The organism is Dietzia maris, from assembly GCF_036287335.1.
GTDB classification, from domain to species: domain Bacteria; phylum Actinomycetota; class Actinomycetes; order Mycobacteriales; family Mycobacteriaceae; genus Dietzia; species Dietzia cinnamea.
In genome coordinates, this window is record NZ_CP143053.1 from 3366374 (window position 1) to 3379938 (window position 13565).

The window sequence follows — 13565 nt, forward strand, 5'->3', positions numbered from 1 at the left end:
GGTGCCGGTGCGCATCCGGTCGGCGGCCGGCTCCGGTTCTCATCCGGTCGGCGGTCGGCACCGAATTCACCGTGGGTTCACCCCGTACTCCCGAGCCGGACCGACGAGGGTGCCAGGATGGAGTGTCCGTTTCATGGTGCAGATAGGAAGTGGTCGCGTGTCGCGGTCTGTTGGTCGTCGGGCGGTACTGGCGTCAGTGGCGGTCTTCGCCGCCGGGGCCCTCGGGCTCGCGGGGTGTTCCGAGCCCGCGGCCCCGGAATCCGGTGAGGGCGCCACCTCCTCGGAGGCCTCCGGCGAGGTGACCCTCTACACCTCTGAGCCGCAGGCCAAGATCGACGAGATCATCGCCGCGTTCAACGAGGAGCAGCCGGACATCGAGGTGAAGGTCTTCCGCGCCGGCACCGGCGACCTCAAGGCGCGCATCGAGGCCGAGAAGACCACCGGCGGGGTCGCCGCGGACATCTTGCTCGCCGCCGACGTGCCCACCTTCGAGGACTACAAGGACCAGGACCTCTTCCAGGAGTTCGAGCCCAGCGAGGCCGACGCCCTGTCCGACGTGGCGATCGACCCGGACGGCTTCTACGTCGGCACCCGCATCATCCCCACCGTGATCGCCTACAACACCACCGAGATCACCGAGCCTCCGACCTCGTGGGCCGGGCTCACCGAGCCCGAGTACGCCGACCGGATCATCCTGCCCAACCCGGACGTCTCCGGCGCGGCCGCCTTCAACGCCGCGGCGTGGAGCCTGCAGCCGGACCTGGGGGAGGAGTGGATCGAACAGCTCGGCGCCAACAACCCGCAGGTCGCCGAGTCCAACGGGCCCGTCTCGCAGGCCGTCGCCGAGGGCTCCCGGCCCGTCGGGATCGTGGTGGACTATCTCGTCCGCGACCTCGCCGCCCAGGGCTCGCCCATCGCCGTGAGCTATCCCGATGAGGGCGTCCCCTACATCACCCAGCCCGGTGCCGTGTTCGCCGACGCGCCCAACCCCGAGGCCGCGAAGCTCTTCCTCGACTTCCTCGTCTCCAAGAAGGGCCAGGAGATCGCCGTCGACCAGAGCTACCTCCCCGTGCGCGAGGACGCCGGAAGCCCCGAGGGCGCCCCCGCACTCGCCGACATCGTCCTCTTCGACCAGGACCTCGAGGCGATCGCCGCCTCCCGCGACGACGCCGTGGCCGCTTTCAACGAGGCCGTCCGGTAGGTGGCGCTCCCACTCAGGCTGGCCCTGTGGGCGTCCCTCGCGGGCGTCATGGTGCTCCCCCTGGCCCTGGTCGTCTCGCTGGGACTGGGGGCCAACCATCTTCCCGAACTCATCGACCAGGGCCTGCTCACGGCCACCGCCAACAGCCTCGTCAGCTCCCTGCTCTCGGCTGTCGGGGCCGTCATCATCGGGACGCTGATGGCGTTCCTGCTCGACCGCACCGACCTGCCGGGACGCGGGGCGCTGCGCCTGCTGCTGCTCACGCCGCTGTTCATCCCGCCCTTCATCGGGGCCATCGCGTGGAGCGGACTGCTCACCGACGGCGGGCTCCTCGACCGGCTGTTCGGGTTCGCGCCGTGGAACTTCTACGGCGGGACGGGCGTCATCTTCCTGCTCACCCTGCACGCCTACCCCATGGCGTACTTCGTCGTCGCGGCCGCGCTCCGACGGATCCCCGCGGAGCTCGAGGAGGCCTCCCGCCTCTCCGGTGCCCGCCCGACGCGCACCCACCTCGACGTCACCCTGCCCCTCATCCGGCCCGCCATGGCGGCGGCGTTCACCCTGACCTTCGTCAGCGGGATCGGTGACTTCGGCATCCCCGTGATCGTGGGTCTGCCCGCCGGGTACGAGACGCTATCGACGATGGTCTACCGGTTCCTCGAATCGGGGTCCGTGGTCTCGCCGCTGCAGACCGTCTCCCAGATCGGGGTGGTGCTGCTGCTCATCGGCGTCCTGGGGACGCTGCTCGACCGGCAGGTCACCAAGGGGTCGGTCGAGTTCGGTGGCACCGGGCGGCCCGCCGCGCCGCAGGTCCTCGGCCGGTCGCGACTGCCCCTGGCCGTGATCGCGTGGACCGTCAGCGTCCTCGTCACCCTCGCCCCGCTCGTCGGCCTGGCAGTCCGGGCCCTCCTCCCCGCACCGGGCGTGCCCCTCACGCTGGAGACCGCGACCCTGGACAACTTCCGTCGGGCGCTGACCGCCTCCACCACGATCGACGGCGTCACGAACTCCGTCGTCCTCGCGTTCGGAGCGGCGCTCATCTGCGGCGTCCTCGGACTGCTCGTCGGACTGTTCACCACCCGCCTGGCCGGACGCGACCGCGAGCCGCTCCTCATGTCGGTGCTGCTGCCGCAGGCCGTCCCCGGCCTCGTCATCGCCACGGGGTGGCTCATCCTCGGCCGCTACACCGGGCTGTTCAACACCCGCTGGGTCATCCTCGGCGCGTACGTCACCGCGTTCACCGCGATCGTGGTCCAGACCGTCCGCGGCCCACTGGCGGGGATCCACTCGTCGATGGAGGAGGCCGCCCGGATCGGCGGCGCGAAGGCGCTGCGCTCGCGGATCGACACGAGCGTGCGCATGGCCCTGCCCGCCGCCGGGATCGGCTCGGTCATGGTCGCCGTGACCGCGGTGCGGGAGCTCACGCTCTCCGTCCTGCTCGTGGCGCCGGGCACCCAGACGCTCGGCGTGGTGATCTTCCAATACCAGCGGGCCGGGGACTACAACGCCTCCTCCGCCCTGTCCGTGGTGCTCATGGCGGTGGGCCTGCTCGTCCTGGCCGCCTTCGGCGCCCGCTACACCCGGCCCGACACCGGGTCCGACGCCGCATCCGGGAGGATCCGTGCCTGAACTCGACGCCCGCGGCGTCAGCGTCCGCTTCGGCGAAACCGTCGCCCTGGAGGACCTCGACGTCCGCGTGGACTCCGGCCGGATCCTCGCCCTCGTGGGCCCGTCCGGCTCCGGCAAGTCCACCTTCCTCCGCGCCGTCGCCGGGTTCGAGCGCCCCTCGGCGGGCACGATCCGGGTCGGCGACCGCACCCTCGTCGGCGACGGAATCCACCTCCCGCCCGAGGAGCGCGGCCTCGGCATGGTCTTCCAGCACCACGCCGTGTGGCCCCACCTCAGCGTGGCGGACAACGTCGCCTACCCGCTGCGCCGTGCGAAGGTGCCGACCGCACGCCGACGCGCACTGGTCGCCGAGGCGCTCGAGACCGTCGAGCTGGGAGAGTTCGCCCGGCGCCGGCCCGACACCCTGTCCGGTGGGCAGCGTCAGCGGGTCTCGCTCGCCCGGGCCATCGTCGCGCGACCGGGCGTCCTGCTGCTCGACGAGGCCCTGTCCGCGCTCGACGAGCCGCTGCGCGCCTCGCTCCGGCTGGTCCTGCGCCGGCTCGCCGCCGAGCACGACCTCACGATGATCCACGTGACCCACGACCGGGGCGAGGCCCTCGCGCTCGGCGACGAGGTGGCCGTGTTGCACCGGGGACGACTCGTGCAGTGCGACGTGCCCGACCGGCTGGACGCCGCGCCGAACAGCGCCTTCGTCGCCGGGTTCCTACACGACGCCACGCTCGTCGACGGGACGGTCGACGGCGACGGGTTCCGCTCCGACGACGGGGGCATCACGCTCGGTGCCGACGTCCTCACCGGGCCCGCCGGCACGGTGACCGGCCCCGCCACCCTTGCGCTGCTCCCCGGCAGACTCGACCTGGCCGCGCCCGGGCAGGCCGCGGGACGCATCGGCGCGGAGTTCGTCACCTCCCTCTACGGTCGTAGCGGGAGGACGGTCATCTGCCGCCACGGCGACACCGAGCTCAGGGTCCTCGCCCCGGCCGGGACCGCGGTGCCAGGCCGGGTCGGCGAGCCCGTCGGCGTCGACGTCCGGCGCGGCTTCGTCTACCCGAGGAACTGACCCCGGCGCGGGCGAAGCCGCTACCGCACCAGTCTCGGCGCGCGGCCCGCCGCGGTGTCAGCCCTGGCGCGCCACCGCCCGGCCGATGAGGCGCGTCGAGGCGAGGAACGGCACACGCGAGAAGCGCTTGGAGTACCAGAAGACCGTGGCCAGCGCGTCGGGCGTGATGACCACCCGCCGGGCCTCAATGCCCCGCACCGACCGCCGGGCGATGATCTCCGACGTCAGGTGCGTCCGCGTGAGCAGCTTCCGCGCCATCTCGTCCGCCTTCGGGTCGTCACCGGAGAGCGACTCCGCCAGACCCGACCGGAAGAACTGCGGGCAGATCACCGACGTCGACACCCCGCGTGACCGGAGCTCCGCGTCCAAGGTCTCCCCCAGCGCGACCGCGGCGGCCTTGGTCGCGTTGTACGCCCCCATCTTCGGCGCGTGGACGAGCCCCGCCGCCGAGGCGGTGATGACCAGACGTCCGCCTCGACCGAGCTTCGGCGCGAGCGCGCGACAGCCCCGCACGACGCCGAGCAGGTTGATGTCCACGATCCGCTGCCACGACTCCATGGACGTGGTCTCCAGGGAACCCCCGACCGCGATGCCCGCGTTGTTGACGAGGATGTCCAGTGAGTCGATGTCCTCGGCCGCGGACGCCCAGTCGGCGTCGGATGTGACGTCCAGGCGGCGGTACGACCACCGCCCGGGCAGCCCCTGCACCGCGGCGGGCGGATCGGCGTGGACGTCGGTGAGGATCACCTCGTCGCCGAGCGCCAGGTACTCCCGGGCCAGCGCCAGACCCAACCCCGAGGCCGCCCCGGTGATGAGCACGCGTCTGCCCGGCCCGTCGGAGGCGGCCCGCCCGGACAGTCCGGCGTTCCGGCGTGGAAGGAAACGGGTCATGATCGGGCCACCTCGTCGTCGCTCATCTCGGTCACCTCACGCACGGCGGCACCACCGACGCCACCCGGCGCGCGGCGGGCGCCGGTCAGGACCACGTCCTCCCCGAACGCCATCTCGCGGCGCTGGTCACCGAACGCGAGCTCGGGGATCTCCACCAGGAAGTTCTGCACGTAGCGCCACGGTCGCGAGGCACCCTGCTTGGGGAACAGGTGACCGTCACGCCGGATGTAGCCGGCGTCGAAGTCCAGCAGGAGTTGGTCGGCCGGTCCGTCGGGCAGTCGCGGCGCGTAGACGTCCTCGCCGGACCCCCACAGGCGGACCATGTAGCGCGAGACCATGTCCGCGCGCAGGGTCCACGACGAGTTGATGTAGCCCACGGTGAAGCTGACGTTGGGCACGCCCGCCAGCATCATGCCGCGGTACGTGGCCAGCGACGGGATGTCGAGCGGCTCGCCGTCGATGCTCAGCGTGCCGCGCCCGAAGACCTGCAGCCGCAGGCCGGTCGCGGTGATGATGACGTCCGCGTCGACGTGCTCGCCCGTGGTGAGGCGGATGCCGGTCTCGGTGAACCGGTCGATGTGCCCGGTCACCACCCGCGCGGCGCCGCGGCGCATGGCCCGGAAGATGTCGCCGTCGGGGGCCTTGCACACGCGCTGGTCCCACGGCCGGTACGGCGGCGTGAAATGCCGGTCGATCTCCTCCGCCGGCAGGTAGCGGCGCTGCATCGCCCGCAGCGCCGCCTTGAACAGCCATGGCAGTCGCTGCGCGATCACGAACTGCGCGGTGTCGCGCGCGCCGTGGTTGAGCCGGGCCACCCGGTGGTCCCACGGCGCCGGTAGCAGCCTCCTCCACACCGCGCTGATGACGTCCTTCTCCGGCAGTGGGCCGATGTAGCTCGGGGTGCGCTGCAGCATCGTCACGTCCGCGCCGAGGTCCGCCAGCGCCGGGACCAGCGTCACCGCGGTCGCGCCCGAGCCGATCACCACGAACCGTCGGCCGGCGTAGTCGAGGTCCTCCGGCCACTGCTGCGGGTGGATGATCTGCCCGCGGAAGTCCTCCTCGCCCGGGAACTCCGGGCGGAAGCCTTCCTCGTGCGAGTAGTAGCCCGAGCCGAAGTGCACGCGGCGGGCCCACACGATGCGCTCGCCGTCCGCGGTCCGGCAGGTCACGCGGTACAGCTGCACGTCGCTACGCCAGTCGGCGTCCGCCACCCACGAGCCCAGGTGGAGACGGTCGAGCGCGCCGGCCTCGCGGGCGGTGTCGCGGATGTACTCCTTGATGTCCTCGCCGTTGCCGAGCGTCGAGTCGTGGGGCCAGGGACGGAAGGGGAAGCCGAAGGTCGCCATGTCCGAGTCCGAGCGGATGCCCGGGTAGCGGAACGTGTGCCAGGTCCCGCCCAGGTCGTCGTGGACGTCGTGGATCTCCCAGCGCCAGTCCGGGAAGGCGCGGTGGACGTGGTGGGCCAGGTCGATCCCCGACATCCCCGCTCCGACGATGAGCAGGTCCAGCGGGTCGGCGGGCTCGGTGCCCAGCCCGTCCGAGAGGTGGGTGCTACCAGTCATGCCACGTACCGTAACCGCCCGCGGCGAGCGATGGTTTCCGTAATGCGCCAACAAGTTGCTCTTTCGCGCCACGTCGCCCAGAGTGCTCCCATGGCGTTCATCCGATCCGCGGGGCTGCGGGGCGTCCGCGCCGTCGTGGCCGGACTCGGCGGCGACGCCGACGACCTCGCCCGGCGCTCCGGCCTGCCCCACGGCGCCCTGGACAGCGACGAGATGCTGGTCGAGGACCTGTCGATCGCGCTCCTGCTGGAGACCGCGGCCGCCGAACTCGGATGCCCCGACCTCGGGCTCCGCGTGGCCGAACACCAGGACCTCGACATGCTCGGCCCCGTCGCGGTGGTCGTGAAGAACGCGCGGACCACCACCGAGGCGCTCGAGATGACCTCCAAGTACCTGTTCTTCCACTCGAGGTCGATCGAGATCACCGTCGTCCCCGATCCGCGCGGCGAGCCGGACGTGTTGGGCGTGCGGTTCGGCTACCGGGACCCCGCCCAACTCATCCCGCCCCAGGCCGTCGACCTCGTGCTGCTCTTCCTACACCGGGCCATGCGCACCGTGCTCGGCGGCGACTACGGGCTGCTCTCCGTCGAGCTCCCGGGCCCGCTCAACACCGACGCCACGCAGTACGAGTCGCTCTTCGGCGCGCCGATCACGCCGTCGACACCGTCCGCCGTCCTGCGCGTGCCGTCCGACCTCCTGGGCCGGGAGATCTCGGGCGGCGACGACGCCGTGCAACAGCTGGCGCTGCGGTACCTCGAGCAGCACGTGCCCACCGACCGCCGGAGCCTGACCGACCGGACCCGCGCGGCGCTCCACCAGTCCCTCGACGCCGGCGCCTCGTCCCTCGCGCGGATCGCCGGGCTGCTGTCCATGTCACCCCGCTCGCTGCAGCGCGGCCTGGCGGGCGAGGGCACGAGCTTCTCCGCGGTCCGCGACGAGGTCCGCCGTGAGGTCGCCGCGCGGCTGCTCACCACCACGGAGATCCCGCTGTACCAGATCGCCTCGGCCCTCGACCTCGGTGACGCGACCACTTTCAGCCAGTACGCGCGCCGGTGGTGGGGCATGACCGCGCGCGAGGTCCGGCACGGCCGCGGCGGGGTGGGACAATCGACCCCATGAGCGAGAACCCGTCGTCCGACCCCCTGGCGATGCTCCGTTCCGGACGCGGACTGCCGGACGCCGTCGAGGTCGACGACCCGATCCGCGAACAGCTCCTCGACGCGGCCGCCGCTCAATTCGAGAGTGTCGGGATCGCCCGGTCGACGATGAACGACATCACCCGGCGGGCGGGCCTGGCGCGGATGACCCTGTACCGCAGGTTCGCCAACAAGCAGGAGCTTGTGGAGGCGACGCTGCTGCGGGAGGCGTCGTGGTTCCTCGGCGATCTCCAGCAGGAGCTCGACGCGCACGAGTCCATCGAGGACAAGCTCACCGAGGGCTTCGCGTTCACGGTGCAGACGCTCCGCGATCACGACCTGCTCAACCGCCTCCTCGAGACCGAGCCCGAGGCGACCGTCCCCCATTTCACCGTCCAGGGCGCGCCGCTCATCACCGCCGCCGCGCACTTCCTCGCCGCGGAGATCAGCCGCGCCGCACCCGACCCGCGCAGCGACGAGGAGGTGCTGGTCGTGGCCGAGCTGACCGCCCGACTGGTCGTCTCCTTCGTCCTCACGCCGTCGACGACCATCGACCTCGACGACCCCGCCGTCGCCCGGGCCTTCGCCCGGAACCACCTCGGCCCCCTCCTCGGCGCTCACCCGCAGGGCTGATCCCGCGCGGCTCGCGTCGGCAGAGCTGATCCAGCGGCGCGCGCCGGCCGAGCTGACAATCCCCTCATGACTGCTTGACGAATCGGGCCTCTGTGTCTAGCGTCAGAGACAAATAGATCGCGGATGTCCCTCTGTCTCATCCGCTGGATTCCACGCCTCCCGACCCGCCGGGTCGGTGACCGGAAGGAAGATCATGTCCGCAGCCGCACCCGCCCCCACGGCGAGCACAGACGAGTACGAGGACACGCTCCGCCGCCTGTCGCACGCCTCCGTGCACCGCAGCTTCGACCCGTTCAAGGACATCGCCTGGGACCACCCTGACTTCTCCGTGGACCCCACGGACGAGCGCTGGGTCCTGCCCGCCGGGATCGATCCGCTCGGTGGTCACCCCTGGTACAAGTCCCAGCCGCTCGAGAAGCAGATCGAGATCGGGCTGTGGCGTCAGGCCAACATCATGAAGGTGGGCCTGCAGTTCGAGAACATCCTCATCCGCGGGATCATGCAGTACGTCTTCAAGGCCGAGAACGGCTCCGCGGAGTTCCGGTACCTCACCCACGAGGCCACCGAGGAGTGCCACCACACGCAGATGTTCCAGCAGGGCGTCAACCAGATCGGGGCGGACGTCCCGGGCATGCCGCGCTGGATGCGTCGACTCTCCCCGATCCTCCCGCTGGCCGCCGGTCGCTTCCCGGTCGCGTTCTTCATCGGCGTACTGGCCGGCGAGGAGCCGATCGACCACACGCAGAAGCAGGTCCTGCGCAATTCGGACTCCCTGCCGCCGGTGCTGTCGCGGATCATGGAGATCCACGTCGCCGAGGAGGCGCGCCACATCTCGTTCGCGCACACCTACGTCGCGCGGAACGCCCCCAAGCTGTCCCGACGGGACGCGTACCTCGTCTCCCTGCTGTTCCCGGTGATCATGCGGGTGCTGTGCGACGCGATCCTCAAGCCGACCCGCGAGTTCCGGGAGACCTTCGACATCCCCGACGAGGTCGTCCGCGAACTGTACTGGGACAGCCCTGAGTCGCAGCGGTTCCTGTCCGACCTCTTCGGTGACGTCCGGATGCTCGCCGAGGAGTCGGGACTGATGAACCGGACGTCCCGCCGGCTGTGGAGGGCCCTGAAGATCGACGGACGACCCTCGCGGTACCGCGGCGAGCCGCCCGTGGCGTTCCGCGACTGACCGCACCCTCCCGGACAGGCACCCACCCATGCCCCACGTCATCACCCAGGCCTGCTGCGCGGACGCCTCGTGCGTCCACGCGTGCCCGGTCAACTGCATCCACCCGACGCCCGACGAGCCGGATTTCGCCACGGCGGAGATGCTCTACATCGACCCGGTGTCCTGCGTGGACTGCGGGGCGTGCGTGGGTGCGTGCCCGGTCGGGGCGATCGTGCCGCACACCGAGCTGGCCCCGGAGCAGCACGACTTCCTGCAGATCAACGCCGAACTGACCGGCGACGACCGCCCTTCCCGGCCGCAGGCGCGCGTCCCCACGCTCGTGCGCCTCGGCCCCACGCGCACGACCGTGCGGGTGGCCGTGGTGGGCGCCGGTCCGGCCGCGCTGTACGCCGCCGACGAACTGCTCCGCCAGCCCGGGGTGGAGGTGACGGTGTTCGAGCGACTGTCCGTGCCGCACGGCCTGGCCCGGCATGGGGTGGCGCCCGACCACACCAGCACGCGCGCGGTGGCCGACCTGTTCCGGGCGATCGAGGACCAGCCCGGGTTCGGGTACCGCCTCGGGGTGCACGTCGGCGAGGACGTCACGGCCGCGGAACTGGCGGCCCATCATCACGCGGTGGTGTACGCGACCGGCGCCGGCACGGACCGCCCGCTGGACATCCCCGGCACCGATCTGCCCGGGAGCACGTCGGCCACCGAGGTCGTGGCCTGGTACAACGACCACCCGGACCACGCGGACGCCCACGTCCCGCTGGATCACGAGCGCGCGGTGATCGTCGGCAACGGCAACGTGGCCCTCGACGTGGCGCGCATCCTCGCCACCGACCCGGAGCGGCTCGCCGACACCTCCATCGCCCGCCACGCCCTGGAGGCGCTGCGAGACAGCCGGGTCCGCGAAGTCGTGGTGCTCGGCCGCCGCGGCCCGGAGCACGCCGCGTTCACGCTGCCCGAGCTGGTCGGACTCGCCGCCCGGGACGACATCGACCTGCGCGTCGACGCCCCGGATGGCATCGACCCCGACGCCGCGACCACCCGCCAGGGCCGGCTGAAGGCGGAGTACCTGGCCCGCATCGCGGCCCGCCCCGCCGGAGGGGAGGCGCCCGCGGACGGCCTCGACAGTCCCGCCGGTCCCGACGACACCAGCGGTCCCGACGCCACCGAGCGCCGGCGGATCATCCTGCGATTCCAGACCGCCCCGGTCGAGGTCGTGGGCTCGGAGCGGGCCGAGGGCCTGCGCGTGGTGCGCACCGACCTCGTCGGCGGCGAGACGGGCCGGGTCCGCGCGGTGCCGCGAGCCGGTTCGGAGGAGATCATCCCGGCGGGTCTCGTGCTGGGGTCGGTCGGCTACCGCGGGGTCGAGGTGCCGGGCGTGCCGTTCGACCCGGACACCGCGACGATCCCCAGCCGCGAGGGCCGCGTCCTCGACGCCGTCGACGGCAGCGTCGTCCCCGGCCTGTATGTCGTGGGCTGGATCAAGCGCGGCCCGCGCGGGTTCCTCGGCTCCAACAAGACGTGCGCGCGGGAGACCGTGAACTCACTGCTCGCCGACGCCAACGCGGGGCTGCTCCCGACGCCCCGGTCCGCGGCGGCGTTCGAGGAACTGCTCCGCGACCGCGGCCGCGGACCGGTCGGCGCCGCGGGCTGGGGTCGGCCGTTCGCTACGCCAGCCCGGACGCGTACTCGCTGAGCTGCGGCCGCGCCCCGTGCGACCAGCCGGCGCCCGAACCGAGCCCGTGTCCGGCGACGCCGCCGTCGCCGCTTTGGCCGGAGTCGCCGCCGCCCTCGCGGTCGCGTGCGGCCACGAGGTCGACGATGGCCGCGGCGAGCCGTGTCAGCGGGGACGCCCCGTCCTCACCGGACTCATACATGGCCGCGTACTCGCGCTCTCGATAGGTCGTCAGGACGGCCACGGCGTCGTCGAGTCGGCGCAGGAGCTGCGGCGACCACTGCGCGGGCTGCTGCGCCAGCTTGAGTCGGGCGGCCAGGCGCGGCCGGGTGTCCGGCAGGTCCTCGAGCAACTCGTCGTAGACCTGGTCGGGGGCCAGGGCGGAGGCGCGGACGACGCCCCGCAGGAGGCAGTCCGGGAGCACGCCGCTCAGCGGGTCCCCCGGCACGGACACCCAGTGGGTGCGCTCGGGGATCGGGCCGCGTCGCAGGCCGGCCACGCCCTGCCCGCCGGGGTCCGGGGTGCCGTCGAGCCAGCGGTCGCGCGGTCGGTACGGGTCGCCGATCATCCCGACGGCCACCACACGGTCGAGGTCTTCCGGGTGGGCGTCCATCCAGTCGTAGATGACGCGCGTGCCGCTGCAGACGCCGATGAGCACGAGGGGGTCCGACGGATGCAGGCGCACGAGCCGACTGAGGTCGGCCACGCCGGCGGCGGCCGCGGATTCCCAGGTGTGGGATCGCCGCGGGTTCACCTGCCCCGGGGTGGGCCACTGCACCCTGACAGCCTCCCGGGCACCTGTCCATTCAGCGAGGTTGTCGACGAACCGTCCAAGTATCCTCGAGGGCTGCCGGTAGCCGCCGCCGCTGTCCGCGATGAATATTCGCACTTCATGACCCCCAGGGGCGCCCACCGGCGCTCCGCGAGATTGATGTAACAACCTCAGTGTCATACGAACGGCTGACAAACAGCAGAGTTAAATAAGTAAATGCTTCCTGTCAATACGCCTGTACTGTGATGAGTTTCGCCTCAGGTTCCGCAGTAGGTGACGTGCTTCGCGGCGTCCGGAGGGGCCGGTTGTGCGTAGCGCTCGCGCCCCGGGCGCTCGGTGTAGGGATCGGTGACGACGACGAGGAGTTCAGTGAACGGGGCCATGTCCCCTGCCGTGGCCGCGTCGAGGGCCTCTTCGACGAGGTGGTTGCGCGGGATGTAGAGCGGATTGGCACGGGCCATCGATCCCTGGTCGGGTCCGAGGGCCCGCCACGTCGAGAGCCAGCCCTCCGCCAGGGTGCCGACGTGCTCGCGGACCGGAGCGTTGTCGCCCGCCGCGGCCGCGCCGAGGGCGCGGAAGAAGCCGGTGTGGTCGGGCCGGGTCGCGTTGAGGAGCCGGGACAGCTCCTCGATCAGGGCGTTCGCCTCGGCGTCCGGGACCTCGGGCGACAGTCCCAGCTTGTCCCGCATCCCGGCCGTCCACGCCCGTTGGTACTTCTCCGGGAAGGTGTTGAGGACCTCGGTGAGCAGGCGGACCGCCTCCTCCGGTTCCGGGTCGACGAGCGGCACGAGGGTCTCGGCGAAGCGGGCGAGGTTCCACTGCAGCACCGGCGGCTGGTTGGCGTAGGCGTAGCGCCCGCCGGTGTCGATCGAGCTGAACACGGTCGCCGGGTCGAAGGTGTCCATGAACGCGCACGGCCCGTAGTCGATGGTCTCGCCGGAGATGGTCGTGTTGTCGGTGTTCATGACGCCGTGGATGAACCCGAGGAGCATCCAGCGCGCCACGAGGTCGGCCTGGCTGCCGACGACGGAGGTGAACAGCTCCAGGTACGGGTTCTCCGCGTCCGCGGCGTGCGGGTGGTGCCGGGCGATGGCGTGGTCGGCCAGCCGACGCAACAGCTCGCCGTCGTCGGTCGACCGCGCGAACTGGAACGTCCCCACCCTCAGGTGGCTCGCGGCGACGCGCGCCAGCACCGCCCCGGGCAGCGGGGTCTCGCGGTACACGGTGTTGCCCGTGGCCACCACGGCGAGTGCGCGGGTGGTGGGCACGCCGAGGGCGTGCATCGCCTCGCTGATGAGGTACTCGCGCAGCATGGGACCGACCGCGGCCAGACCGTCGCCACCGCGCGCGAAGGGGGTCCTGCCCGAGCCCTTGAGGTGCAGGTCGCGACCGTCGGGCAGCTCGCCGAGCAGCAGCGCGCGCCCGTCGCCCAGCCGCGGCGAGTACCCGCCGAACTGGTGTCCGGCGTAGGCCTGGGCGACCGGCGTGGCGCCGTCCGGCACGTGGTTGCCGGTGAACAGCCGCACCCCCTCCTCACCGCGCAGGTACTCCGGATCCAGGCCCAGCTCGGCGGCCAACGACTCGTTGAGCGCGAGGAGTCGCGGATCCGACGCTTCGGCCGCCTTCCACGGCACGCCGAGCTCGGGGAACTCGGTGGCGTACCGGGAACCGAGGAAGACGGGCGATGCTGCCTGCGGGGTCATACACCGACGGTACGTCCGTGTGCGGTTCCGCGTCAGGCCAGAAGGACTGGGAGCCGCCGTCGATGGCTGAGCGGGACCGGGCTCGGCGGCGACGGACCCCACACACGCCGGGCTCCCTGGGCACGCCGG

The 13565-nt window shown here is 72.0% G+C and carries 11 protein-coding genes; 7 read left to right on the forward strand and 4 right to left on the reverse strand.

Going from position 1 to position 13565, the window contains the following annotated elements; translation table 11 throughout:
* Positions 1-133: 133 nt before the first annotated feature.
* Genes VYL96_RS15710 through VYL96_RS15720 form a run of 3 tightly spaced genes read left to right on the forward strand, consistent with a single transcriptional unit; the run spans position 134 to position 3890 of the window.
* Positions 134-1201 (forward strand): ABC transporter substrate-binding protein, encoded by a 1068-nt coding sequence (locus tag VYL96_RS15710; protein WP_081470512.1) that lies wholly within the window; start codon positions 134-136, stop codon positions 1199-1201.
* Positions 1202-2830, forward strand: a complete 1629-nt coding sequence (locus VYL96_RS15715) for an ABC transporter permease (RefSeq protein WP_131885911.1) — start codon at positions 1202-1204, stop codon at positions 2828-2830.
* Positions 2823-3890, forward strand: a complete 1068-nt coding sequence (locus VYL96_RS15720; protein WP_131885912.1) for an ABC transporter ATP-binding protein — start codon at positions 2823-2825, stop codon at positions 3888-3890. Before VYL96_RS15715 ends, VYL96_RS15720 begins: the two co-directional genes overlap by 8 nt.
* Positions 3891-3947: 57 nt before the next feature.
* Here VYL96_RS15720 and VYL96_RS15725 read toward each other — a convergent pair whose 3' ends face one another.
* Positions 3948-4781 (reverse strand): SDR family NAD(P)-dependent oxidoreductase, encoded by an 834-nt coding sequence (locus VYL96_RS15725; protein WP_243699713.1) that lies wholly within the window; start codon positions 4779-4781, stop codon positions 3948-3950.
* On the reverse strand, positions 4778-6343 hold the full coding sequence (locus tag VYL96_RS15730; RefSeq protein WP_131885913.1) for a flavin-containing monooxygenase: 1566 nt from the start codon (positions 6341-6343) through the stop codon (positions 4778-4780). Before VYL96_RS15730 ends, VYL96_RS15725 begins: the two co-directional genes overlap by 4 nt.
* Positions 6344-6433: 90 nt before the next feature.
* Between VYL96_RS15730 and VYL96_RS15735 the strand changes: the two genes are divergently transcribed.
* From VYL96_RS15735 to VYL96_RS15750, 4 genes are all read left to right on the forward strand, one after another.
* Positions 6434-7462: an AraC family transcriptional regulator gene (locus VYL96_RS15735; protein ID WP_131885914.1), complete on the forward strand. Its 1029-nt coding sequence runs from the start codon at positions 6434-6436 to the stop codon at positions 7460-7462.
* Positions 7459-8112, forward strand: coding sequence for a TetR/AcrR family transcriptional regulator (locus tag VYL96_RS15740; protein WP_131885915.1), 654 nt, complete (start codon positions 7459-7461; stop codon positions 8110-8112). The genes VYL96_RS15735 and VYL96_RS15740 overlap by 4 nt, the downstream gene beginning before the upstream one ends.
* 193 nt (positions 8113-8305) lie before the next feature.
* A complete protein-coding gene (locus VYL96_RS15745; RefSeq protein WP_007628945.1) occupies positions 8306-9295 on the forward strand; it encodes an AurF N-oxygenase family protein in 990 nt (329 codons plus the stop codon).
* Between the two features lie 28 nt (positions 9296-9323).
* Positions 9324-10982, forward strand: coding sequence for an FAD-dependent oxidoreductase (locus VYL96_RS15750; RefSeq protein WP_131885916.1), 1659 nt, complete (start codon positions 9324-9326; stop codon positions 10980-10982).
* On the opposite strand, the gene VYL96_RS15755 is transcribed toward VYL96_RS15750, so the two are convergent.
* Positions 10954-11739 carry a hypothetical protein gene (locus VYL96_RS15755; RefSeq protein WP_131885917.1) on the reverse strand — a complete coding sequence of 262 codons (786 nt, stop codon included), beginning with the start codon at positions 11737-11739 and terminating at the stop codon, positions 10954-10956. The two genes, VYL96_RS15750 and VYL96_RS15755, sit on opposite strands and share 29 nt — an antisense overlap.
* Before the next feature lie 251 nt (positions 11740-11990).
* Positions 11991-13436 carry a protein adenylyltransferase SelO gene (locus VYL96_RS15760; protein ID WP_063972449.1) on the reverse strand — a complete coding sequence of 482 codons (1446 nt, stop codon included), beginning with the start codon at positions 13434-13436 and terminating at the stop codon, positions 11991-11993.
* Positions 13437-13565 lie beyond the last annotated feature (129 nt).